20 protein-coding genes and 1 pseudogene are annotated in these 24,031 nt (G+C 65.5%); 11 read left to right on the top strand and 10 right to left on the bottom strand.

Annotation, left to right across the window (positions count from 1 at the left end):
• Positions 1 to 454 precede the first annotated feature (454 nt).
• Both R2N16_RS11140 and R2N16_RS11135 read right to left on the bottom strand, forming a co-directional pair.
• Positions 455 to 2,278 (bottom strand): methyl-accepting chemotaxis protein, encoded by a 1,824-nt coding sequence (locus R2N16_RS11140; protein WP_316665732.1) that lies wholly within the window; start codon positions 2,276 to 2,278, stop codon positions 455 to 457.
• A 101-nt stretch (positions 2,279 to 2,379) separates the two neighbouring features.
• Positions 2,380 to 3,093, bottom strand: coding sequence for a glycine zipper 2TM domain-containing protein (locus R2N16_RS11135; protein ID WP_316665731.1), 714 nt, complete (start codon positions 3,091 to 3,093; stop codon positions 2,380 to 2,382).
• A gap of 292 nt (positions 3,094 to 3,385) precedes the next feature.
• On the opposite strand from R2N16_RS11135, the gene R2N16_RS11130 reads away from it, so the two are divergent.
• Positions 3,386 to 4,318, top strand: a complete 933-nt coding sequence (locus R2N16_RS11130) for a 2-hydroxyacid dehydrogenase (protein WP_316665730.1) — start codon at positions 3,386 to 3,388, stop codon at positions 4,316 to 4,318.
• Between the two features lie 27 nt (positions 4,319 to 4,345).
• Here R2N16_RS11130 and R2N16_RS11125 read toward each other — a convergent pair whose 3' ends face one another.
• Positions 4,346 to 5,602, bottom strand: coding sequence for a branched-chain amino acid ABC transporter substrate-binding protein (locus R2N16_RS11125; protein WP_316665729.1), 1,257 nt, complete (start codon positions 5,600 to 5,602; stop codon positions 4,346 to 4,348).
• 229 nt (positions 5,603 to 5,831) lie between these two features.
• Here R2N16_RS11125 and R2N16_RS11120 point away from each other — a divergent pair, with 229 nt between their 5' ends.
• From R2N16_RS11120 to R2N16_RS11110, 3 genes and pseudogenes are all read left to right on the top strand, one after another.
• Positions 5,832 to 6,497, top strand: coding sequence for a TetR/AcrR family transcriptional regulator (locus R2N16_RS11120; protein ID WP_316665728.1), 666 nt, complete (start codon positions 5,832 to 5,834; stop codon positions 6,495 to 6,497).
• A gap of 77 nt (positions 6,498 to 6,574) precedes the next feature.
• Positions 6,575 to 6,923, top strand: a pseudogene (locus tag R2N16_RS11115) (MFS transporter); the annotation flags it as partial.
• Between the two features lie 214 nt (positions 6,924 to 7,137).
• The gene (locus R2N16_RS11110) at positions 7,138 to 7,572 is read left to right on the top strand and encodes an HIT family protein (protein ID WP_316665727.1); all 435 of its coding nucleotides are present in this window, start codon (positions 7,138 to 7,140) and stop codon (positions 7,570 to 7,572) included.
• Positions 7,573 to 7,581: 9 nt separating this feature from the next.
• Here the strand turns inward: R2N16_RS11110 and R2N16_RS11105 are convergent, their stop codons facing one another.
• The 4 genes from R2N16_RS11105 to R2N16_RS11090 form a co-directional block, all read right to left on the bottom strand.
• Entirely contained in the window at positions 7,582 to 10,782 is a 3,201-nt protein-coding gene (locus R2N16_RS11105) for an efflux RND transporter permease subunit (protein WP_316665726.1), read from the bottom strand.
• A gap of 11 nt (positions 10,783 to 10,793) precedes the next feature.
• A complete protein-coding gene (locus R2N16_RS11100; RefSeq protein ID WP_316665725.1) occupies positions 10,794 to 11,984 on the bottom strand; it encodes an efflux RND transporter periplasmic adaptor subunit in 1,191 nt (396 codons plus the stop codon).
• A 24-nt stretch (positions 11,985 to 12,008) separates the two neighbouring features.
• Complete coding sequence (locus R2N16_RS11095) at positions 12,009 to 13,178, bottom strand: TolC family protein (protein ID WP_316665724.1); 1,170 nt, start codon at positions 13,176 to 13,178, stop codon at positions 12,009 to 12,011.
• A 101-nt stretch (positions 13,179 to 13,279) separates the two neighbouring features.
• Complete coding sequence (locus R2N16_RS11090) at positions 13,280 to 13,633, bottom strand: hypothetical protein (RefSeq protein WP_316665722.1); 354 nt, start codon at positions 13,631 to 13,633, stop codon at positions 13,280 to 13,282.
• Positions 13,634 to 13,824: 191 nt separating this feature from the next.
• Between R2N16_RS11090 and R2N16_RS11085 the strand changes: the two genes are divergently transcribed.
• Positions 13,825 to 14,499: a heavy metal response regulator transcription factor gene (locus tag R2N16_RS11085; RefSeq protein ID WP_316665721.1), complete on the top strand. Its 675-nt coding sequence runs from the start codon at positions 13,825 to 13,827 to the stop codon at positions 14,497 to 14,499.
• Positions 14,499 to 15,917: a heavy metal sensor histidine kinase gene (locus R2N16_RS11080; RefSeq protein WP_316665720.1), complete on the top strand. Its 1,419-nt coding sequence runs from the start codon at positions 14,499 to 14,501 to the stop codon at positions 15,915 to 15,917. The genes R2N16_RS11085 and R2N16_RS11080 overlap by 1 nt, the downstream gene beginning before the upstream one ends.
• Before the next feature lie 8 nt (positions 15,918 to 15,925).
• Here the strand turns inward: R2N16_RS11080 and R2N16_RS11075 are convergent, their stop codons facing one another.
• Positions 15,926 to 16,288, bottom strand: coding sequence for a DUF2917 domain-containing protein (locus tag R2N16_RS11075; protein ID WP_316665719.1), 363 nt, complete (start codon positions 16,286 to 16,288; stop codon positions 15,926 to 15,928).
• Between the two features lie 253 nt (positions 16,289 to 16,541).
• On the opposite strand from R2N16_RS11075, the gene R2N16_RS11070 reads away from it, so the two are divergent.
• Entirely contained in the window at positions 16,542 to 17,498 is a 957-nt protein-coding gene (locus R2N16_RS11070) for a TauD/TfdA dioxygenase family protein (RefSeq protein ID WP_316665718.1), read from the top strand.
• 2 nt (positions 17,499 to 17,500) lie between these two features.
• Here R2N16_RS11070 and R2N16_RS11065 read toward each other — a convergent pair whose 3' ends face one another.
• Positions 17,501 to 19,027 (bottom strand): M20 family peptidase, encoded by a 1,527-nt coding sequence (locus tag R2N16_RS11065; RefSeq protein ID WP_316665717.1) that lies wholly within the window; start codon positions 19,025 to 19,027, stop codon positions 17,501 to 17,503.
• 180 nt (positions 19,028 to 19,207) lie between these two features.
• Between R2N16_RS11065 and R2N16_RS11060 the strand changes: the two genes are divergently transcribed.
• Positions 19,208 to 20,626 (top strand): aminotransferase-like domain-containing protein, encoded by a 1,419-nt coding sequence (locus R2N16_RS11060; RefSeq protein WP_316665716.1) that lies wholly within the window; start codon positions 19,208 to 19,210, stop codon positions 20,624 to 20,626.
• Between the two features lie 64 nt (positions 20,627 to 20,690).
• A complete protein-coding gene (locus R2N16_RS11055; RefSeq protein WP_316665715.1) occupies positions 20,691 to 21,116 on the top strand; it encodes a DUF3005 domain-containing protein in 426 nt (141 codons plus the stop codon).
• Between the two features lie 67 nt (positions 21,117 to 21,183).
• Here R2N16_RS11055 and R2N16_RS11050 read toward each other — a convergent pair whose 3' ends face one another.
• Positions 21,184 to 21,918: an NUDIX hydrolase gene (locus tag R2N16_RS11050; protein WP_316665714.1), complete on the bottom strand. Its 735-nt coding sequence runs from the start codon at positions 21,916 to 21,918 to the stop codon at positions 21,184 to 21,186.
• 96 nt (positions 21,919 to 22,014) lie between these two features.
• Between R2N16_RS11050 and R2N16_RS11045 the strand changes: the two genes are divergently transcribed.
• Complete coding sequence (locus R2N16_RS11045) at positions 22,015 to 23,058, top strand: SPFH domain-containing protein (protein ID WP_316665713.1); 1,044 nt, start codon at positions 22,015 to 22,017, stop codon at positions 23,056 to 23,058.
• A complete protein-coding gene (locus R2N16_RS11040) occupies positions 23,055 to 23,987 on the top strand; it encodes a diacylglycerol kinase catalytic domain-containing protein (protein ID WP_316665712.1) in 933 nt (310 codons plus the stop codon). Before R2N16_RS11045 ends, R2N16_RS11040 begins: the two co-directional genes overlap by 4 nt.
• The last annotated feature ends 44 nt before the right edge of the window (positions 23,988 to 24,031 follow it).

The raw sequence follows: 24,031 nt of genomic DNA, 5'->3' as shown, positions 1-24,031 counted from the left end.
CAGACACGTGCCGGATACGCCAGGTTGTTGCATGGGTGAACGCAAGACGCGGGCAGTGAGGGGCGCGCGCGGTCTAATGGGGTGGGACAGTCCTCCGGGCAGTGGACGGGGCCTCCCTACGAATGACGGAGGCGCTCAGTGATCAAGTGCAGGGTGTTTGGGTTAGGCGAGCGGGAGCGCGCCGGGCCGGCACGGCGCGCATGTTGTCGCATGCACTGCGGCGCGCAACGGGATGCGGATTGCAAAGCCTTGTGCGTAAAGGATCCGCCAGACGAAGCACGCGTCAGATGCGGCCAGCCGCGTAGCCTGGACCCTACGCCGGCGACGTTGCCGCGCGAATCGCCGGCAGGACCGGCAACATCGGCCCAAGCAATTCCGCAAATCGGTTGCAACGCTGAAACACAAAGCCGCGCTCAGGGCGCGGCTTGTTGGGACGAACGTGTCGGCTTGCGCGTCAGAACTGTTCCCAGTCGTCGGCATCGTTGGAGACCGCAGCCAAGGCAAGCTTGGGCGGCTTGGGCTCGGCTGCCACGGCAGTCGCTGCCTTCGCGTTCTGGACCGGTGCAGCAAGACGCTTGCGTGCCGCACGCGCCGTCGCCACGGCAGGTTTGCGTGCCGCCGGTTTAGCAACCGGGCTGGACACGGCAGATGCAGCCGAAGCAGCGGGCGCAGCCTTCGCAACGTTCACCGCCTTCGCGGCAATGGATGCCGGGGGCTCCGCATGCACACCCGCCGCGGGCAGGCGGAACGACGCCACCGCCTCGCGCAGCACACCGGCCTGCTCTTCCAACGATTGCGCGGCAGCCGCTGCCTCTTCCACCAGCGCAGCGTTCTGCTGGGTCACCTCGTCCATCTGCGTGACCGCCTGGTTGACTTGCTCGATACCCGCGCTTTGTTCGTCCGAGGCGGAGCTGATCTCGCCCATGATGTCGGTCACGCGCTTGACTGCCACCACCACTTCGTCGATCACGTCGCCCGCTTCCGCCACCAGCGTGGTGCCGTTCTCAACACGGCCCACTGAATCGCTGATGAGTTCCTTGATCTCCTTGGCTGCCGTTGCCGAGCGCTGCGCCAAGCTGCGCACCTCCCCCGCCACCACGGCAAAGCCGCGGCCCTGCTCGCCTGCGCGTGCAGCTTCTACCGCGGCATTCAACGCGAGGATGTTGGTCTGGAACGCAATGCCTTCAATCACGCCGATGATGTCGGCGATCTTCTTGCTGCTGTCGTTGATGCCCGACATCGTCTCGATCACGCGGCCCACCACCTCACCACCCTTCACGGCGATGTCCGATGCGTTGCCCGCAAGCTGGCTGGCCTGGCGCGCGTTGTCGGCGTTCTGGCGCACGATGCTCGTCAGCTCCTCCATGCTCGACGCGGTTTCTTCCAGCGACGAAGCCTGTTCTTCCGTACGTTGCGACAGGTCCATGTTGCCGGCCGCAATCTGCTTGGTGGCGCTGGCGATGGACTCGCTGCCGCCGCGCATCGTCACGATGGTGCGGATCAGCCCGTGCTGCATGTCGATGAGGCCTTGCGTGAGCGCGCCCATTTCGTCCTTGCTGCTGACGGTGATGCGCTCAGTCAGGTTGCCCTGCGAGATCGCGCTGAAGTGCCTCAGCATCTTAGACAGCGGCACCGAAATCGCGCGGTGCAGGCCGAATGCGCAGCCCAGCGCCGCCGCAATGCCCACCACGATGGCGCCAATGATCAGCATCAGAAAGGCGTGCGAGCGAGCGACCGCGCTTTCGTAGGCGGCCTTGGCCTGCTCAGCCTGGCTGCGGTCCAGTGCGTCCACAGCAGCCGACAGTGCGACGAACTGCGGCGGAATGATGGTCATCACCACCTTGTCGGTGGTAGCGGCATCGTGCGCGCGCAGGGCGCTCATCAGCGGCTCGATGCCATCGCGGAACAACGCGGCGCGCTTGGCTTCAACGTCGGCGGCCAAGCGTGCTTCCTCCGCGTTCATGGGCAGCGCCTTGTATTGCTTCCACGCGTCCTCCGACTTGGCACGGTAACCATTGGCCTTGTCGATGATGGCCGGCACGTCGGCCGCATCCGGATGGAAGACCGCACGATCGAGCGTCGTACGCACGATCGCCGCATTCAGTTGCGCCTTGCCCATCAGTGATGCCGAAGCGAGCTGGTTGGAGTAGATCTCGTTGATATTCGCGTCGGATGCGCGCATCCCGATCACGCCAATGGCGCCGGTAATCACGAGCAGCAAGGCGAGCAGCGCCAGCGCTGCATTGAGTCGGAAACGGATGGAAAGTCGATTGAGCATGGGAATCACCGCGGGGTTATCGCCTCCGCTATATCGGTCGGCCCGCGCCGTTTCTGAAGCCCGTTACAGGGCCCGGCCGGGCGACCTCCCCATGCATGTGGTTAGTAAGGCACTGCCATGTTGTTTTCGATGCGGGCGCGATCACCCGCGCGCAGACCGTTCGGGTTGTTCTGCGTCAGCGTCACGCGCGAGTTGTCGTTCAGCCGCATGGTCACGCGGTAGGTCTGGCCGACCACCGTGTTGCCTTCCACTGCGTTGCCCGCCATGGCGCCCGCCACCGCGCCGCCGATGGTGGCCACGGTGTTGCCGCGCCCACCGCCCACCTGGTGGCCAAGCAAGCCGCCCACCACGCCGCCGAGCACAGCACCCACGCCGCTCGACTGGCCGCGCACGGGCACGGCTTCGACGTATTCAACAACGCCGTAGCGGTTGTCCGCCGGCGCTTGATATGACGGATCGCCGTTGTTCGGATACGGCGAATAGTTCGGTTGCGAGTAAGTCGGCTGTGGCTGCGAATAGGTCGGCGCCGGCTGCTGCGGATAGGGCTGCGGCGCGTTCTGGTCATAGCTGCCGTAGCCGTTGTTGTACGTGTTGTCATACCCGCTGGTATAGCCGCTGCTGTAGGTGGTCGGGCCGGTGCTGTTGCCGTAAGCGTTGCTGCCCGCGGCATAACCTGCGCCATAGCCCGCGCCGTAACCGGGGTACGCCGGTGCAGTCACGCAGCCCGCCAGCCCCGCTGCCACGGCAGCCAACGCGGCCACTGTCACCCAACGCGCCGCGCGCCCTGCGCGGTCCGACTTGTTCGTTGCTTGCATGATGGATCCCGTCCTGTGAACGAGGCGTCTGGGCCCGACCGGCAGTCTGCCCCGCGGCCTGCGGCCATGCGCCTCTTGCCGCAAAGTCTATGCCGCAGCCCCGCAAACCCGTGCAACCAAACCTGCTCATCGGTAACGGGGTGTAACCGCATGGCGGCCGTGGCTTTCAGCAAGGCGTGGTAGGTGCGCGTTATCATCGCCAGGCGTCGTGCGACGCACCTCTTTGTCCTCTTTGCCGTCTTTGCCGACGGGGGTCTCACCCCATTCTTGCGGCCCGCCTCCTCTCCTCACCATGCAACCGACCCTGCTGCTCCTCATCGCGATGACGCCCGAGAATGTCGCGCAGATCGCTGAACATTTCCGCGTCATCCACGCGCCCACCCGCACCGAACGCGACGCCGCCATCGCGCGCGACGGGCACGATATCCGCATCGTGCTGACCAATGGCTCGACGGGCCTGACCGGCGCAGAGATTGCCGCGATGCCTAAGCTTGAACTCGCCTGTGCGCTGGGTGCCGGCTACGAGAACATCGACGTGGATGCCGCCCGCGCGCGCGGCGTGGTGGTGGCAAACGGCGCCGGCACCAACGACGCCTGCGTGGCCGACCACGCTTTCGGCTTGCTGCTGGCCACCGTGCGTGGCATTCCCAAGCTGGACCGTTCCACACGCAACGGCGTCTGGCGCGACGACATTCCGCTGCAACCGGGTGTATGCGGCAAGCGTCTGGGCATCGTCGGTCTGGGCACCATCGGCCTGCAGATCGCGCGCCGCGCTGCCGGCTTCGACATGCAGATCGGGTATCACAACCGCAAGCCGCGCGAGGGCGTGTCGTACCGCTACTTTGAGGCGCTCAAGGACATGGCCGAGTGGGCCGACTTCCTGATCGTTGCCACGCCGGGCGGCGCGCAGACCAGGCACCTCGTCAACCAGACGATCCTGGAAGCGCTGGGCCCGAACGGCTACGTGGTCAACATTGCGCGCGGCAGCGTGGTGGATACGGCGGCGCTGGAAGCGGCCATTCGCGCTGGCAAGCTGGGTGGCGCGGGACTGGATGTGTATGAGAGCGAGCCCAAGCCGCCGGCCGGGTTGCTGGACCTGGAGCCGGTCGTGCTGACGCCGCACATTGCCGGCTGGTCGCCGGAATCGGTGCAGGCCACGGTGGATCGTTTTCTGGAGAACGCCCGCGGACACCTGGCGGGCGCAGGCGTGGTGTCCCCGGTCTAGGCCAGGGACACCTCGATCATCAGGCGGTTACGACGCCGGACGCTTCATCTGGCACGACGTGGGCTGGGCCGCAAGGTGCGGTTCCAGCGTGACGTCGGTACGCCAGCCATAGCCGGTGTTTTCCTGGTCGTACTTGATCTTCTTGCCGTCCGCCTTCACCCAGGTGGTCACGTACAGCGTCTGCTGTGCCTGGTGGTCGGTCTTGCGCATCTCGATCGGGCCATTGAGGCCATCGACCGTCATGCCTTCCATGACCTTCGCCACCTTGGCAGGCTCGGCCGAACCGCTGGTCTTGATGGCCTTGGCCAGGAAGGCGATGCCGGTGTAGACATCGGCGTTGAAGAAGTCGTCGTTGTACTTCTTCTTGAAGCCGTCGAGCACCGCGCTCGTCTTGGGGTTGCCGTCGTTCGGTGCGAAGTAGCTGATGACCTTCACACGGTCTGCGCCGGACGCCCCCATCGCCGTGGGCACACCGGTGGTGCCGGCGTAGTACGTATAGAAATTGGTGGTGAGGCCCGCATCCTTCGATGCGCGGATCAGCAATGCCAGATCGCTCCCCCAGTTGCCGGTAATGACAGTATCGGCGCCGGATGCACGAATCTTCGCGACATACGGCGAGAAGTCCTTCACCTGCGCAAGCGGATGCAGGTCTTCACCCACCACCTGGATATCCGGACGCTTGCGCTTGAGATAGTCCTTGGCCGCGCGCGCCACCTGGTGGCCGAACGAGTAGTTCTGGTTCAGCAGATAGACCTTCTTGATGTTCTGGTCCTTGGCAAGGTAGCTGGTCAGGGCCTCCATCTTCATGTCGGAGTTGGCGTCCAGGCGGAAATGCCAATAGTTGCACTTGCTGTTGGTCATGTCCGGATCGACCGCGGCGTAGTTGAGATAGATGATCTCCTTGCCCGGGTTGCGGTCGTTGTACTTGGCGATGGCGTCCTGCAGCGCCATGCCCACGCTGGAGCCGTCGCCCTGCGCGACGTAGCGGATGCCCTGGTCGGTGATCTGCTTGAGGATCGTCAGGCTCTCTTGCGGCGAAACCTTGTTGTCAAAGCCGACCACTTCAAACTTGGTGCCGTTACCGCTCCAGTTCTGCTGGTTGGCCAGATCGGCCGCGTATTGCCAGCTGCGCAACTGGTTCTGGCCCAGTGCGCCCATCAGCCCGGACAGCGGATCAATCCAGGCGATCTTGACGGTCTCGGCGTGGACGGTGCTCGGGCAAAATGCGCCCGCGAATGTGCCAACTGCTGCCGCCGCGCACAGCGCGAGTCGGAATGCCTTCATGCAAATGTCTCCTGATGTCTTATCGTTTGACGCCGTGCAGAAGGCATCGTCGAGCATGGTTCTTGCACAAAACTGCAAACCGAGGCTTGCAGTAGCTCGATCCTTCCATACACAAACGTATGTGCATGGTAGGAGTGCGTTTATTGCTGTGTCAACCCGCGCAAACCTGGGGGGCTCAGCATGATTTAAGCGCTGGACAGCCCTGCCAGCGGGACTAGAATCCGCCTTCATGCCCAAGCCCTCCCTGATGATCGACGAACACGACGCTGCCGCCGACGTCGATGCCGATTCCTCTTCCCCTGCGGCGCCGCGTGCGCAGCTCACGCCCGACGACTGGGTGCGCGCGGCCACCGATCTGCTCGTCACCAAGAGCATCGATGCCGTGCGCGTGGATGTGCTCGCCAAGCAGTTGGACGTGACGCGCGGCAGCTTCTACTGGCACTTCAAGAACCGCGACGACCTGCTGCACCAGGTGCTGCAGGACTGGAGCGAGCGCACGCGCGTCGGCCCCAAGCTGGAGCGGCAGAACCCATCGGTGCAGGGCCTCGTACGCGACCTGCTCGCGCTGCCGTTTCGCGGACGCAGCGCCCGCCGCACGGCGATGATCGAATTCGCCATCCGTGCCTGGGCGCGGCGCGACCCGATGGCGCAAGAGGCCGTCGAAGCCGTCGACGAGCATCGCATGGACTACTACGTCCAGCATTTCCAGGCGATCGGCTTTACGCGCAAGGACGCCAAGACGCGCGCCTTCATGCTTTACGCCTACCAACTCTCAGAGGCCTCGCTCTGGCACCAGGGCAGCAAGCCCGACAAGGACGCCCGCCGCCGCTTCTTTGAAGACACGCTGCTCTCGGGTGCACCGCAAGAAGGTTCGGCCGCACCTTCGCGGGAATAAATCGTGTTGCATCGTGCGCATTCCTCTCCGAGTGCGCCGCGATGCCCGAATCGCCTGCCTTCCACACATCCGGCCTGGAAAGCCCGCGCTGGCTCATCACGCGCGGCCGGCATGAAGAAGCGCAGACCATCGTGCGCAGGCCGTCGATTCGATACCGCGCCGCTGCCCGCATTGCGCATGCGCAGCCGCGCCCATCCACGCTTGATCCAAGTCGCGCGGGTGCTGTTCGTGCAGCACCGCCAACGCGCTCTGGTGGGCCTCGTACGGATGGCGGCGCAGGCGTTTTTCTACAACGCGATCTTCTTCACTGATGCGCTGGTGCTGACGGATTTCTACGATGTGCCCGCGACGAAGGTCGGCACGTACCTGCAGGCGTTCGCGCTGGGCAATTTTCTCGGGCCATTGCTGCTGGGGCGGTTGTTTGATTCGGCGCGATGCTGATGCTGCTGGCGGCCGTCGTGCAGGCTTGCTGGGGGGACGGCTGCCGAGCGCAAACCGCTCGAACACGTGGCAGCGCCGCTTTCGGTGGACGACCGCCCGGCTTGATCTGCGCCAAACCTGCGCCACGCGCGCCGCCGCCGGTGGCCTATATACTTCGCGCAGCGCTTTCCTGTGCCTTTCTTGCTTACTGGAGCCCCCTATGCCTGACGCGAATTACGACAACCAGAACATCTTCGCCAAGATCCTGCGCGGCGAGCTGCCCTGCATCAAGGTGTACGAAGACGACCACACCATTGCCTTCATGGACATCATGCCGCAGGCCGACGGCCACGTGCTGGTGCTGCCCAAGGAAGGCGCAGCGCAACTGTTCGACCTGTCCGACGAAGCCGCAGCGGCCGCCATCCGGACCACCCGCAAGCTGGCGCGCGCCGTGCGTGCTGCGTTCACGCCGCCGGGCATCGCAGTCTTCCAGCTCAATGGCGCCGCCGCCGGCCAGACCGTGCCGCATGTGCACTTTCACGTGCTGCCGCGCTACAGCGATACCCCGCTGCAACCGCACGCCCGCGTGCAGGCCGACAGCGACAAGCTGAAAGCCCACGCCGAGAAGATCATCGCCGCACTGCAAGCCGAGTAGACGCCAGGCCTACGGCGCGGCGGATGGCATTGAGGCACCCGCCTGCACCGTGGCTTGCCTTCCTGCTTCACGGCCGGCGTCACGCTTTGCATCGCGCCGATAAGCAAGGCGATACAGCACGGGCAGCACCAGCAGCGTCAATGCCGTCGACGACAAAATCCCGCCGATCACCACCGTCGCCAGTGGGCGCTGCACCTCGGCGCCGGTGCCGGTGGCCAGCGCCATCGGCACGAAGCCAAGCGAGGCCACCAGCGCCGTCATCAGCACCGGGCGCAAGCGTGTGAGCGCGCCTTCGCGCACGGCCTCGTCGACTGACTTGCCGTCCTCGCGCAAGCTGCGGATAAAGCTCAGCATCACCAGCCCGTTGAGCACCGCCACGCCCGACAGCGCAATAAAGCCCACTGCCGCGGAAATCGACAGCGGAATGCCGCGCAACACCAGCGCCAGAATGCCGCCCGACAACGCAAACGGAATGCCCGAGAACACCAGCAAACCGTCCTTCAGGTTGCCGAACATCATGAACAGCAGCGTGAGCACCATGGCCAGGGCCAGCGGCACCACGATCTGCAGGCGCTCGGTAGCCGACTGCAACTGCTCGAACTGCCCACCCCACGCCATCCAGTAACCGGCCGGCAGACGCACCCGCGCATCGAGCACGGCCTGCGCTTCTTCGACAAACGAGGCGATGTCGCGCCCACGCACATTGGCGCTGACAACGACGCGGCGCTTGCCGTCTTCGCGACTGACCTGGTTGGGGCCGGTGACTTCATTGAGCGTGGCCACATCGGACAGCGGCACGTAACCCTGCCCGTTGGGCAATGCCAGCGGCAAGCGGCCCAGCGCAGCCGGGTCGCTGCGTAAGGTTTCCGGCAGGCGCACGACAATGCCGAAACGACGGTCGCCCTGGAACACCGTGCCCGCATCCTTACCGCCGATGGCAGCAGACACCGTGTCCTGAATCGCACCGATGGAGAGGCCGTAACGTGCAGCCTTGTCGCGATCGATGTCGACGTTCAGGAACGGCAGGCCGCCGGTCTGCTCGATCTTCACCTCGGTGGCGCCTGCCAGCTTGCCGAGCTGTGCGGCAATGATCCTGGCCTGCGCCTCCAGCACGTTCATGTCGTCGCCGAAGAGCTTGACGGCTACGTCGCTGCGTACGCCCGAGATCAGCTCGTTGAAGCGCAACTGGATCGGCTGCGAGAACTCGTACGCGTTGCCGGGCAGTGCTTCCACCGTGGCGCGAATGTCTGCGAGCAACTGATCGCGGTTGCGACGTTTGCCGTCGGGGCCGGCGGGCCAGTCAGGCTCGGGCTTGAGCATGATGTAGCCATCGGAGATGCTCGGCGGCATCACGTCGGTCGCGACTTCTGCAGTGCCGGTGCGCGCGAAGACACGCTCGATCTCGGGAAACTTCGCCTTGAGCGTGCGCTCGATCTGCATCTGCATGTCCAACGACTGCGCCAGGCCGGTGCCCGGCACGCGCATCGCCTGGATGGAGAGGTCGCCTTCGTTCAGGTTAGGGACGAACTCTGCGCCCAGGCGCGTCGCCGCCACCAGCGAGACCGAAACAGCTACTGCTGCAAACGTCAGCACCACAGCGGGAGCGCCCAACACGCGTTCGAGCAGCGGCGCGTACATCCGGCGTGCCCAGCCCATCAGGCGGTTCTCTTTCTCGGCCACGCGTTCGCCAATGAACAACGCCACGGCAGCCGGCACAAACGTGATGGAGAGGATCATGGCGGCGGCCAGCGCCAGCACCACCGTGATCGCCATCGGGTGGAACATCTTGCCCTCCACACCCGAGAGCGCAAAGATCGGCAGGTACACCACCATGATGATGAGCTGGCCATACAGCAGCGGGCGGCGCGCCTCGCGAGCGGCTTCAAACACCTCTTCGAAGCGCTCGGCACGCGTGAGTGGCCGACCTCGTGATTCCTGCGCGTGCGCAAGGCGCCGCACGCAGTTCTCGACGATCACCACGGCGCCGTCAACGATGATGCCGAAGTCCAGCGCGCCCAAACTCATCAAGTTGGCGCTCACCTTGGCCGACACCATGCCGCTGAACGTCATCAGCATCGACAGCGGAATCACCAATGCAGTCAGCACCGCAGCACGCAGGTTACCCAGGAACAGGAACAGCACAGCCATCACCAGAACCGCACCTTCCAGCAGGTTCTTCTTGACCGTGGCGATGGCCTTGTCGACGAGCACCGTGCGGTCGTACACCGCCTCCACGCGAATGCCCGCGGGTAGCGTCTTGCGAATCTCCTGCATGCGCTTATCCACCGCCTGCGAAACGGTACGACTGTTTTCGCCCATCAGCAGAAACGCCGTGCCGAGCACAACCTCGCGGCCGTTGCTGGTGGCGGCACCGGTGCGCAGCTCGCTGCCGCTTTCGATGGTGGCGACGTCACGCAAGCGTACCGGCGTGCCGTTTGGACTGGCGAGCACGACGTTGCCGATGTCGGCCACATCGCGCAGCTGGCCGGGTGCACGCACGAGGTATTGCTCGCCCTTGCGCTCGATATAGCCGGCACCGATGTTGGCGTTGTTGCGCTCAAGCGCGGCCACCACCTCGGCCAGCGTGAGCTTGTACGACGCCAGGCGTTCGGGGCTTGTGGCCACCAGGAACTCCTTGGCGAAGCCCCCGATGGTGTTCACCTCCGTCACGCCCGGCACGTTTCGGATCTGCGGACGGATCACCCAGTCCTGCAGTTCGCGCAAGTCTGCGGGGGTGTAGGCGGTGCCGTCGGGCTTGCGCGCGTTGGCCTCGGCCTCCACGGTCCACAGATAGATTTCGCCCAGGCCGGTGGAGACGGGCCCCATGCTCGGCGCAATGCCATCGGGCAACTGCTCCTTCGCGGCCTGCAAGCGCTCGCTCACCAACTGGCGCGCGAAGTAGATGTCGGTCCCTTCCTTGAAGATCACCGTCACCTGAGACAGGCCGTAGCGCGAGAGCGAGCGCGTCTGCTCCAGCTTCGGCAAGCCGGCCATGGCGGTTTCCAGCGCATAGCTGATGCGCTGTTCGGTCTCCAGCGGCGAATAGCCCGGTGCCGGCGTGTTGATCTGCACCTGCACGTTGGTGATGTCGGGCACCGCATCGATGGACAGGCGCGTGTAGCTGTATGCGCCGAAGGCAGCGGCGGCTAGCACGGCCAGCAGCACCAGCCACCGCTGCGCGATGACGGTACGCAAGAGGCGTTCAAACATGGTGCCTCCTGTTAGTGACCGTGGTCGGCGGACTTGCCGGCTTCGGCCTTCAGCACGTAGCTGTTGGTGGCCGCGTAGCGCGTGCCGACGGGAAGGCCCTCGAGGATCTCCGTCCATGTGCCGTCGGTGCGGCCAGTCTTGACGGGGCGCACTTCAAAGCCGGCCGGCACAGGTACGAACACCGACGGCTTGTCGTCGACGGTCTGCACGGCATCGGCACGCACCGCCACGGGCACCTGCACCCGCCCCGATTCGACCGACACGTTGACGAACATGCCCGGGCGCCAGGCCAACCTGGGGTTGTCGAGCGTGACACGGGCGGGCGCGGTGCGGGTCTGCTCGCCCAGCAATGCGCCAACGTACGAGACCTTGCCTTGCACGGCGGTGCCGGTGGCCGTGGCGTGCACGGTGGCGGCGGCGTTCGTGGTCACCGCTTCCAAATCCTTTGCCGTGACGGAGAAGTCCGCCCAGACGGTGCGCAGGTCGGCCACTGTAAAGACGGCCGTCTCCGCCTGCACCGCTTCACCCTGCGACAGATGCTTGGCGACCACCACGCCGTCAAACGGAGCGCGCAACTCGAAGCGATTCAACGCCGAACCCGTCGGCGCGGCGCCAATGGCGGTCAGTTTCTGACGGACGTTGTTCGCCGCAATGTGCGCTTCCTGCAGCGATGTACGCGCTTGCTGGTAGTCCTGCTCGGCAGCGATACCCTGCTCCCACAGGCGCTTTTCGCGCGCGTGCGTTTCCTGCGCGAGTGCAAGGCGTTGCTGGGCGGCCTGCAGTTCGCTGCGCTGATCCGACAGCGCGGGGCTGGACAGCACGGCCAGCAGTTGGCCACGCGTCACCGGTTGGCCCAGCTCCACCATGACCTTCTCAGCCACACCCGCCACACGCGGCACCACGTGCGCGGTGCGGTCTTCGTTCAGGCGGATTTCGCCGGGCAGCACCACCTCCGTGCGCAACTCGGTGGCACCTGCGGTTTCCACGCCGATCTTTGCATTGGCGACGGCTTCGGCCGTCATGGCAAGCGTTTCGGCGTGGGGTGCCTCGGCCTGCGCGGTGGCGGCAGGTGTGGGTGCCGCCTCGGCCTCGGCGCTTGCCGCCTGGCGCGCACCCAAGCCGAACCACAGCCCGGCAGCGGCCAGCGCGCCCAGCACTACGATGAGCGCGATGGCGCGCCGTTGTTGCGGAGGAAGTGTCATGTCAGCAGAAAGAGAGGGGCCGCACTACCGGCCGAGGATGCGATCGATGCCGGCTGCCGCCTGATGCGCGCGAGACAGCGCGGCCAGGTATTGCGCACGTGCCTGGAACAGCGTGCGCTGGGCATCCAGCACATCGAGAAAATTGAACTTGCCGGCATCAAAGCCGATACGTGCGGCGTCATATGCGCGCTGCGCGCCGGGCAACACGTCTTGCCGCAGCGATTGCACGGCGGTGCGTGCCGCGTCGAGCCGCGCCACGTCCTGCGCCAGCGTGGCGTTCTGTTCAAGCTGCAGGGCGCGATAGTCTTCAATCGCCTTGTCGGCCAACCGCTGCGCTTCAAGCTGGCTGCCCTGGTTGCGGTCGAACAGCGGCAGCGGCACAGCAATGCCAAGCACCGCCATGTTGTTGTTCGCGGCGCTGTCGCGCTTGGCGCCCACCGTGAGCGTCACATCGGGCACGCGCTTGCTGCGCTCCACATTGGCGAGTGCCTGGCGGCGGTCGATCTCCAGACGGGCGCGCACGGCGCGGGGCGTGTTCTCCAGCGTGCCGGCGGCTTGGCGGGCTTCGGGTGGCACGACGGGCAACGTCTCTGCGCTGCCGTCGGCTTCGGGCGCGGCAGAAGCGGCGCCCCAAAAGGCCGCCAAGCCGCGCTGTGCGACCAGCAGTTCGGCATTCGCGTCACGCAATTCGATGGCGGCACTGGCGCGGGCCACGCCCGCCTTGGTCTGCTCCACCGGTGACACCTTGCCCGCCTGCACACGCCGCGCGGCGGCGGATTCAGCCTGTGCGGCCAACGCGTCCGACGCCTGCGCGAGCGCCAGGCGCTCCTGAGCAATCACCAGATCGAAAAAGGCCCGCGTGACATCCGCACGCAACTCGGCCCGCAGCACGGCAGCATCTTGCGCGGTGGCGTCTCGGGCGATTTCCGCGGCGCGCGTGCGGGCACCGCGTTTGCCGCCGAGTTCCAATGGGATATTCAATTGCGCCGTCATCGTGGCACGGTCGCGGCGGACGTCTTCGGTGGCGAAGGCGGCTTCGGGATTGCGCCGCCGGCGGGCCTGATCGAGCGCACCTTCGCTGGCAGCCACTTCATAGCCAGCAGCCGCCAGCGCCGGATGCGTCTGCAACGCGCGTTCGACGGCTTGCTGCAGCGTCACGCGTTCGGATGGCGTGGCCGCAAATCCGCCGGGCATAGAAAGGACCACCGGAGCGACGGGGTCAGTCACCGCTGCGGTGGCCAACGGGGCAGCCAAAAGACACGCGAGGGCTGCCCCGACAGGCTGGAAACGGCCCATTACGCAATCGCGCCGTCGGTGTACGGATCTCGACCGCGCGGGCTCGTCAGGCCACCGTCGGTGTAGGGGTCGCGTGAGCCGGCGCGGGCATCGAGCGCAGTTTGTACTGCCCCGTCCGTGTACGGATCACGGGCGCCGGTCTTGCCGCCATCGGTGTAGGGGTCACGCGTACTGGACCTCGCGCCATCGGTGTACGGATCGCGGGTGCCGGCCTTGGCCAGCGGCGCGGACATCGACTTGATTTGCGTAGCGCAGCAGGCATCCTGATGGTCTTGCGCGGCCACGGCCGTGCCGGTTGCCAAGATTGCGGCCAGGGCCGCCAGGGGAAGCACACGTTGGAATCGAATCGCCATGAGAATCTCCTTGGAAAGGCCTGACATCAGCAAACAGGGAGGGGGCGATGTCAGTGGGGCCAGTCTAGGGAGGGGTGCACCACGCGGGCATGACTCGAAGATGACAAACTTGTCATCTTCGTGCCCGCACCGGGGGTTTTGGCATATCGTGGCGGCATCGGCGAAGCATCAAGCGCACGCCACTTTTCATCATGCGACTGCTCATTGTTGAAGACGAACCCAAAGCGGGCGATTACCTGCTCAAGGGCTTGACGGAATCTGGTTTTGTGGCCGACCTCGCCCGCACGGGCCCCGATGGTCTCTTCCAGGCCATGGAACACGATTACGACCTGATCGTGCTCGACGTCATGCTGCCCGGCATGGACGGCTGGCAGGTGCTGCAGGATCTGCGCCGCCGCAAGAGCACGCCGGTGCTGTGCCTGACCGCACGTGACGAACTGGCCGACCGACTGAAAGGCCTGGAACTGGGCGCGGACGACTACCTCGTCAAACCCTTCGCCTTTGCCGAGCTGGTGGCGCGCGTGCGCACCATCCTGCGGCGCGGCCCGCTGCGCGAAAGCGAGATCCTCGAAATTGCCGACCTGACCATCGACACGATCAAGCGCCGTGTCACACGTGCAGGACAACGCATCGACCTGACCGCCAAGGAATACGCGCTGCTGCATCTGCTGGCACGCCGCGCGGGCGAGGTGCTCTCGCGTTCGCTGATCGCCTCGCAGGTGTGGGACGTGAACTTCGACAGCAACACCAACGTGGTCGATGTGTCGATCCGGCGTCTGCGCGCCAAGGTGGACGACCCGTTCGAGCACAAGCTGATCCACACGTTGCGCGGCATGGGCTACGTGCTGGACGCGGTGGGCCGCTGATGGGCCTGCTCATGCGCTGGCCTGCATCACTTGCCAGCAGGCTCGTGCTGGCGTTTGTGGTGGTGGCGTCGGTCTCGCTCACGGCGGCTGGCACGTATCTGTACTTTGCGCTCAACGCGCAACTGCGCGCGACCGACGATGCGATGCTCCTGGGCAAGATCACGCAACTGCGCCACCTGGCCAGCGAGGCGCTCAGCGCCGACGACCTGGCACGCACCGCGCACCGCTATACCGATGTGGTGTCGGGCCACGACGGGTTGATCCTGCGCATCGCCACACCAGAAGGCCGCACCCTGTTGGAGGTGAACCCCGAGGGCGAACAGGTGACGATGCCGCCCGTGGTTCGGGCGGCGGTGTCGCCGTCGGAGTCTTCCGTACACACCTGGATGTCGATGACCGGCATGGCATCGCGTGCCGTGGCCGCGGAGGCGTGGCTGGGGCAGAACAACGCGAAAGTCCTCGTGCTGGTCGCGCAGGATGGCGACAGCCGTGCGGCGTTGCTGACCCAGTACCAGCGCCACATCGTGTTTGCCGTGATTGGGGGCGTGGCCGCGGTGGCGCTGCTGAGCCTGCTGCTCGTGCGCGGCACGCTGCGGGGCTTGGCACGCATTGGCAATCAGGCAGCGGCCGTGGTGCCGAGCCAGCTTGACACGCGCCTCACGCTGCAGGGCGCGCCGCGTGAGTTGGCCGACTTGCTGGCGTCGCTCAACGCCATGCTTACGCGCCTGCAAGATGGCTTTGCGCGGCTCTCGCAGTTCTCTGCAGATCTCGCGCACGACTTTCGCACGCCACTGGCCAATCTGGTCGGCCAGACCGAAGTCACGCTCGCACACCCGCGCACGGGCGAGGAATACCGCAGCGTGCTCGAATCCAACCTGGAGGAATACGCGCGCCTGTCGCACATGATCGAAGACATGCTGTTCCTGGCACGCGCCGACCATGCACGCGTGGCGCTATCTGTTGCGGCGCTGGATGCGCGGCACGAGGTGCAGGTGCTGGTCGACTACTTTGAGGCGGTGGCCGCCGATCGCGACATCACCATCGACGTGGGCGGCGATGCGCAACTGCGCGCGGATGCCACGTTGCTGCGCCGGGCGATCAACAACCTGCTGGATAACGCGCTGCGCCACACGCCCACCGGAGCGCGCATCGACGTGGCGATCGAACCGATGCCGCACGGGATCGCGATTGCGGTGCGCAATCCTGGGCCAGGCATTCCGGCTGCCGCCCTGCCTCTGCTGTTCGAGCGGTTCTACCGGGGCGACCCCTCGCGAGCGCAATCCGGAGCACAGTCGAGGCAGTCCAACGGGTTGGGACTGGCCATCGTCAAAACCATCATGGACCTGCACGGCGGTAGTGTGCAGGCCAGCAGCCCGCCGGGTGGGCGGACCGAGTTTCGGTTGGTGTTTCCGGCTTAACGCAGGACTTACGTACCAATCCGCAGTGCCGACGGCGTACGCGCTGCATCCTGCCCATCGTCACGCAGAATCTGCCGATACGCAGCCACCACCAGCAAGCCGATGAAGCGCAGCAGGCGGCGCGGCGCGTTGATGTCTTCGGTCACGGCAAAGCGCGCCGGCGTGCCTTCGACGGGTTCACCGGACAGCCAGAAACGCACGCCCGCAGGCACGTCGATCGATTGGCCCGGCTTGAGCCAGATGTCCTGCCGCTGATGCTCTTGCGTGACCCACAACAGCCCGGTTTGTGCGGCGATGGTTTGGGCCCGTGCCGACCGCCAGCTCACCGGCACGCCCGGCCGGTTCAGTTCGAAGATCCTGATTTCGCGCATGATTGAGACTCCTGTGCCGGGGGTTCGTGGTGGATTTTTATGGGGACTGCGGATCGGCACGGTTCCATCTTGCGCGGCAGTTCAAACCGTTGACATGAACAGTTGTGAACAGTTTGGCTGAACTGTTCAGCATCTTTCTCGAACAGTTCAGTGGAATGACGGACAGAACTGCATTTGGATATGTCAAACCGTTCGTTTTCCGCCGGGCGCGGGCTGGCTAGCATGGTCCATCGCCATTCCTGCCGGAGCCCCCATGCCACACGACCACAACACCGCTATCGACACCACGTTTGGCGCCCTGCGTATACGTCGGGTGGCCGGCCACATCGGCGGGGAGGTTCTCGATCTCAAGCTCGGCGCGGAATTGACGGAAGACACGTTCGCGAACCTGTATGCCGGGCTGCTCAAATACAAGGTGTTGTTCTTTCGCGACCAGCAGCATCTGGACGATGGCCGGCACCAGGCGTTCGGCAAGCGCTTCGGCCGCATCGTCGCCCACCCGACCGTGCCGGCGCCCACCGGCACGCAATTGTTTGAACTCGACGCATCAAAGGGCGGCGGCCGTGCCGACTCCTGGCACACCGATGTGACGTTTCTCGATGCGTTTCCGAAGGTGTCCATCCTGCGGGCGGTGACGATTCCCGCTTACGGCGGCGACACGGTCTGGGCCAACACCGCCCGCGCCTACGAGCAGTTGCCCGACCCGCTCAAGCAGCTTGCCGAGCAGCTCTGGGCGGTGCACACCAACGATTACGACTACGGTGCCGAGCGCACGCAGATCGACGGCGCACGTCTGCAGCATCACCGCAATGTGTTTACTTCCTCGGTGTATGAAGCCTCGCACCCGGTGGTGCACGTGCACCCCGAGACCAGCGAACGCGCCCTGCTACTCGGCCATTTCGTCAAACGCTTCACCGGCCTGCCGGGTAGCGAATCGACGCGGCTGTTCGAACTGCTGCAGAACCGCGTGACACGGCTGGACAACACCGTGCGCTGGCAATGGCGCCAGCACGATGTCGCCATCTGGGACAACCGCGCCACGCAGCACTACGCCATCAACGATTACGGAAACCAGCCGCGCCTGGTACGCCGCGTGACCGTGCACGGCGACACGGCCATCTCAGTGGACGGCAGCCGCAGCACGCAACTGCGCCGCCCCGAAGCCACCAACGACGCCCACATTGACACGCTGCTGGCCGGCGCGCACTGACATCAAGCCCCGGCTGCCTGCTGCACCAACCGGTGGTAGAACCGGATCAGCTCCACCAGGTTGGCCTCGGTGATCCGCTCGTTGGTACCGTGAAAGCGCGGCAAGTCTTCAGGCTTGGCCCGCACCGGCGAGAACCGATACACGTGGTCGGCAATCTCGGTCATGTGGCGCGAATCGGTCGCACCGATCATCAGCCCCGGCGCCACGATCGTGCCCGGGAAGAGTTCGCGCACCGTCTTGTTGATCAGTTGATACGACGCCGATTGCGTGGGCGACACCGGCGAGGCCTCGCTTGAACCGGGCAGCCGGCTCAGCTCGAACTTGCCTTGGGGCACGACAGCTTTGGCGGCATCTTCCACGTGCGCGGTGACGGAGGCGATGGTGTCGCCGGGCAGCAGGCGGAAATTGACCGTGGCCTCGGCGCGGCCGGGCAGCACGTTGTCCTTGTTGCCGGCCTGCACGATGGTCAGCGCGGTGGTGGTGCGCAGCATGGCGTTGGAGCTGGCCGACGCCTCCAGTTGCTTGCGCACCAGTGGCCCGAACAGCCACAGGTTGGACAACGCCACGCGGCCAAAACCCTGCATCTCGGGCGCCAGGGTTGCAAACATCTCCTGCGCAACCCCGCGAATGCCGGCGGGCAATTGATCGTCATCCAGCCGCTTGAGGGTGGCGCTCATCATGGCGATGGCGCTCTGCCCGTGCGGCGGCGGCATCGACGAATGCCCCGGCGTGGCCGCCACCTTGAGCTGCACCGAGAGGAAACCCTTCTCCGCCACCCCGATCAGGGCGGCCGGCTTGGCCAGCCCCGGCAGCACGCCTTCGGTAATCAGCAGCCCTTCGTCGATCACGAAGTCGAGACGCTCTCCGCGCGATTTGAGCAGCGCCGCGATCTGCTTGGCACCGCGCTCGCCGCCCACTTCTTCATCGGCGCCGAAGGCCAGGTGGATGGTGCGGCGTGGCTTGAAGCCGCTGGCGGCCAACAGCTCGATGGCTTCCATCTGCGAGATCAGGTTGCCCTTGTCGTCCCACGCACCACGGCCCCAGACCATGCCGTCCTTCACGACGCCCTCAAAGGGCAGCTGGGTCCAGTCGCCTTCGGTGCCGGGGGCGATCGGCACGACGTCCTGGTGCGCCATCAGCATGATGGGCTGTAGCGACGGGTCGGAGCCTTTCCAGGTGTAGAGCAATGCAAAATCGCCCACGTGCTCACGCTGCAGCACGGCGTGCGCCTTCGGGTAGCGCGCCTCAAGCATGGCGTGCAGCTGGCGGAACTGGTCGGCGTTCAATTGCGCATCGGTAACGCTCGATACGGTGCGTGCGCGTACCGCTTCGGCCAAGTGCGCCGCAGCCGCCGCGCCATCCACTGCGACCGGCGTGACAGCGGGCACGTCGAGCTGGCGCGAGCGGTGCCGCCAGGTGTTAACGGCTACGGCGGCCGCCAGTGCCAGCAGGACGACGACAACCGCCAGCAGCAAGCGGCCGACAACACGGCCCGCCATCCCATTACGTCGCTTGAACGAAGCCTTCATTCGTCTCCCCTCTCCCTTGGGTATGCGCAGTTGATGAATCTGGAACGCAAGTATCACTGCAACTCGGTGCATTCGCCACTTAGCCAAGGGACGGGTTTCCCAGGATTACAATGCACCGAACAGTTGTGAACAGTCATTACCGACTGTCCCGCAGTTTTCGCCTCTCCTGCCGTCCGCACCATGAAACTCCAGATCGATCCCGCCACCCGCGTACCGATTGCCGACCAGATCGTGGCCGGCGTGCAAGCGTGGATTCGCGACAACGACGTGCGCCCCGGCGCCAAGCTGCCGTCGATCCGGCAACTGGCAGCCGACTACGGCATTAGCCGCTTCCCCGTGATCGAGGCCTATGACCGATTGGTTTCGCTCGGCCTGCTGGACTCGCGCCACGGCTCGGGCTTCTATGTGGCCGAGAGCAACCTGACCGGGCGCGACGGGCGCGGCTGGTCTGACCCGCGCAGGGCCGAGGCCGAGTCAAAACACATCTTCGAGCAATTCAGTTACCCCGACGGCATGCTCAAGCTCGGCGGCGGGTTCGTGCCAGCCGACTGGCGCGACGTAGAGGGCCTGACGCAGGCCATCCGCCAGGTCTCTCGCACCGACACGCATGCGGTGATCGACTACTCCTCGCCCCTTGGCAACACCGCGCTGCGCCATCAGGTCATGATGCGTGCACGCCAGCTCGGTATTCAGGCGGAGCAGCCCAATGTGCTGATCACCGCTGGCACGAGCCAGGCGATCGACCTCGTGATGCGGCATCTGCTCAAACCCGGCGACACGGTGTTTGTGGAAGACCCGGGCTACTACACCGTGTTCGGCCTGCTCCGGTTGCACGGGGTGAAGCTGGTCGGCATTCCGCGCAGGAGCGACGGGCCCGACGTGGAGGTCACGGAAGCGATGCTGCGCGAGCATCGCCCCAAGCTGTTCTTCATCAATAGCGTGCTGCAGAACCCCACCGGCTCGGTCGTGTCGCCGCCGGTAGCGTTCCGGCTGCTTGAGCTGGCGCGGCGCCACGGTTTCACGTTTCTGGAAGACGACATCTTTGCCGACCTTCAGGCCGATCCGACCGCGCGCCTGGCAACGCTGGACCAGCTTGACCATGTGATCTACGTGGGTGGGTTCTCCAAGACGGTGTCGGCATCGTTGCCGGTGGGTTACCTGATCGCCAAGCGCGAGCTGGTGCATGACCTGACCAACGTCAAGATGCTTACCAGCGTGGGCGGCTCGCGCTTTGCCGAGGCCGTGGTGAGCACGCTGCTGGAGCGCGGCGCCTATCGCAAGTATGTGGAGCGGCTGCGCCAGCGGGCGGGTGACTCGGTCATCGCATCGCTCGACGTGCTGGCCGATGCTGGCTGGGAGGTGTTTCATCATCCGTCGGGCGGCAACTTTCTGTGGGCGCGTGTGCCGCACGTAGAGGATTCACGCGAACTGGCTGCCACGGCGGAAAAACACGGCGTGACCCTGGCGCCTGGCCATTATTTCCGCCCGAACCTGGAGGTATCGCCGTGGGTGCGCATCAACAGCGCGTACGCAACGGAGCCGCGTGCGCGAGCGTTCCTGCAAGAGGCAGGCAGGCGGCCCGCTCGCAAGCGCGCATAGTTACTGTTCCCGGGCATGACGGTTGCGGCATCTCTGCCGTCTGCTCTCACTCAGGAGTCCCGTCATGCACGCCGACAAGTTCCGGTCTGCCCGCCCGCCGCGGCGCCGCGCCACCACCTACGTTGAAGGCCCCAGCCCAGCCGACCCCGTGCAGCAGGCGTCACAGCGCATCCGTTCCGTAGACGCCTGTGGCACCGAGGCTTCCGACAGCACGGTCGACACCGACGGCAAAAGCCAGGAGGCGGTCAAGGACGCGTCGCTGTGGCAAGACAACGTCATCTATTCCAACGCGTCGCTGGTCAACACCCACCCCGAGTCTGATCCGCAAGGGCCGATTGCGGGCATCGACAGCCGCAGCAGCCACGGGCAGCCAACGGTCGCGCCCGACGCCGGACACAAGGTGGTGCATCGCGGGGTGGTCGAGGAGACCGTGCGCAACGGCACGCGCGCAGCGCAGCGGTTTTCCTTGGAAGACGATGCCCAGCCTTAGCATGGCGCGTTGACACGCCCTGTTCTTCTGCAGCACCCGTTGGAGGGGTGCTGCGCCAAGCCGGCGCTCAGGTGTTTGAATCGCCGCCGCGGGGGCTGAAGGTGCGCGGGAAGACGACTGGCGCGCTGCGGTCAACCAGGCGGTAGCCCTTGGCGGGGCGGTACGAATCTCCTTCCGCCACGCCCGCTTCTTCCAGAAAGTTGGCGGCCAGCATCCGGGTGCGGAAGCCGCTCTTGTCGACAGGGCGGCCCAGCACGATCTCGTACATGCGCTGCAACTGCGGCAGCGAGAACGGCTCGGCCAGCAGAAACGCCGGCAGCGATGTGTATTCGACCTTGCTGCGCAAGCGTTCGACGGCGGTGCGCAGAATCTCCGCGTGGTCGAAAGCGAGTTCGGGCGCGCGCAGAACATCGTCCACCGCATACCACGCCACGTCAGCCGCATTGGCGCCCTTGGCGAGCACCACGCCCTGCGCGGGCATCAACGCAAAGTAGACATGCGTGGCCGACCAGCCGCGCGGATCGCGCGTGGCGCCGCCCCAGCTGCCCAACTGCTCCAGATATGGGGTGCCAACACCGGTCTTCTCGAGCAGCTTGCGGCGCGCGCAGTCTTCCAGCGTGGCATCGACTGCCGTATCGACAAATCCGCCGGGTAGCGCCCATGTGCCCGGAAAGGGCTCCCCTTCCGCGTTGGGGCGTTGCACGAGCAGCACGCGGAGCACGTCATCCAGCACGGTGAAGATCACGACATCCACGGTGGTGAACGGCAGCGGGAAGGTCTTGGGAGAAGCTCGGGTGGCCATGGCGGATCACAAATCTCTTGACGGCCCCAATAGTAAGTTGTATTGTCCAACTCATACAAGTTGTACTGTACAACTTATGCAAACAAGGAGGTCACCATGTTCGGCATCCGCTTCATCAAGTCGCAGCCCACCGTTCACCTCATGCAGTTCCGCGCAGGCAAGGTCGTGCGCGAAGGCTCGGGCCTGTCCTTCTTCTATTACGGCCCGACCACCACGCTGGTGGCCGTGCCGGTGGCCAGCCAGGACCGCCCGTTCATCCTTGAGCTGGTGACGGCCGATTTCCAGAGCGTGACCTTGCAGGGCCAGGTGACGTACCGCATCAGCGATCCGCGCCGCACTGCCGCAATGATGGATTTCTCGCTCGCCAGGAACGGCCAGAGCTATGTATCGGAAGACCCGAAGCGCCTGGGCGACCGCGTGGCGCAGCAGGTCGAGGTGATCGTGCAGCAAGCCGTGCAGGCGATGGAGTTGAAGGCCGCGCTGCGCGCATCGGCAGCCATTGCGCGCACTGCCCAAGCCGAGCTGGCCGCGCAGCCGGAAGTTGCTGCGCTGGGGCTGGAGATCCTGGGCGTGTCGGTCATGGCGGTCAAGCCGACGCCCGACATCGCCCGCGCGCTGGAAGCCGAAGCACGCGAATCCAACCTCAAGGCCGCGGACGACGCCGTCTACCTGCGCCGCATGTCGGCCGTGGAAAACGAACGCGCCATCCGCCAGAACGAGCTGGACACCGACATTGCCGTCGAGCAGAAGAAGCGCCAGATCCGCGAGACGCAGATGGAAGCCAAGGCCACGCTGATGCGCAAGGAAAATGCCCTGCGCAACGAACAGATGGCCGCCGATGTGGAACTCGAAGGCCAGCGCAAGGCCTTCGTGGCCGGCCAAGCCGAGAACAGCCGCACGCTGGCCGAAGCCGAGGCCTACCGCGTGGCCGCCGTCATGCAGGCGCTGGAGAAGGCCGACCCGCGCATCGTCAACGCGCTGGCTGCGGCCGGCATGCAGCCTGGCCAGCTCATCGCCCAGGCCTTTGGCGGCATTGCCGAACGCGCAGAACGCATCGGCCAGCTCAACGTGTCGCCTGACCTGCTGCAAGGGCTCATGAACGCAACCGCCACCAACACACCCGCGAGGGTCGCATCATGAGCACCGACGGCCGCAAGGTCGTGCTGGTGACGCGCCGCACCCGGCTCGAAGAGCTGGTGGCGCGCCACCACACGCTGGCGCAGGCAAAGTTCTATCTCGAACACCTGGGCGCCGATTTCTCCGACTACCTGGCCGAGAACGCCGCCTACGCGCGCAGCCTGGAGATCACGGTGCGCGCGCTGCAAGCGTGGGGCCGCTATCAGGTGGTGGACCGCGGCTATCTGCCCAACTTCATCTTTGCGCCGGACGACATCGTCGTGGCACTCGGGCAAGATGGGCTGGTCGCCAACTCGATGAAGTATCTCGACGGCCAGCCGCTGATCGGCCTGAACCCCGAGCCCGGCCGCTGGGACGGCGTGCTGCTGCCCTTCGAGCCGAAAGACCTCGGTACCGTGCTGACCGACGTGGCACGCGACAAGCGCCCCACCAAAGCCGTGACGATGGCTGAAGCGCGTCTGTCCGACGGGCAGGTGCTGCGCGCCGTCAACGACCTCTTCATCGGGCCGCGCACGCATGCGTCTGCGCTGTATGAAATCGAGGTGGGCCAGCGGCGTGAAGCGCAATCGTCGTCAGGAATCATCGTTGCCACCGGGCTGGGTTCGACAGCGTGGCTGAAGAGCATCGTGACCGGCTCGATGGGCGTCGCGCGCGCCATGCATGCGGGCGGCGATGGCTTCCACTACGAACCCGAACCGTGGGACACCCCGCAACTGACGTTCGCCGTGCGCGAACCGTTTCCGAGCCGCGCATCGCAGGCCACGCTCGTGTTCGGGCATGTGGATGCGGATCAACCGCTCAAGCTGCGCTCGCGCATGCCAGAGAACGGCGTGATCTTCTCGGATGGCATGGAAACCGATTACCTGCGCTTCACCGCCGGCATGGAGGCGACCATTTCCGTGGCGGCAACGCAGGGGCGATTGGCGGTTTGAATGAAAAAAGGCGGCCGGACCGGGGCCGCCGAAGGAGACACCGC

The sequence above is a fragment of the Ralstonia psammae genome (assembly GCF_958405935.1).
In the GTDB taxonomy this organism is placed as follows: domain Bacteria; phylum Pseudomonadota; class Gammaproteobacteria; order Burkholderiales; family Burkholderiaceae; genus Ralstonia; species Ralstonia psammae.
Note: the sequence above shows the minus strand (reverse complement) of the source record. Positions and strands in the feature narration are given on the sequence as shown.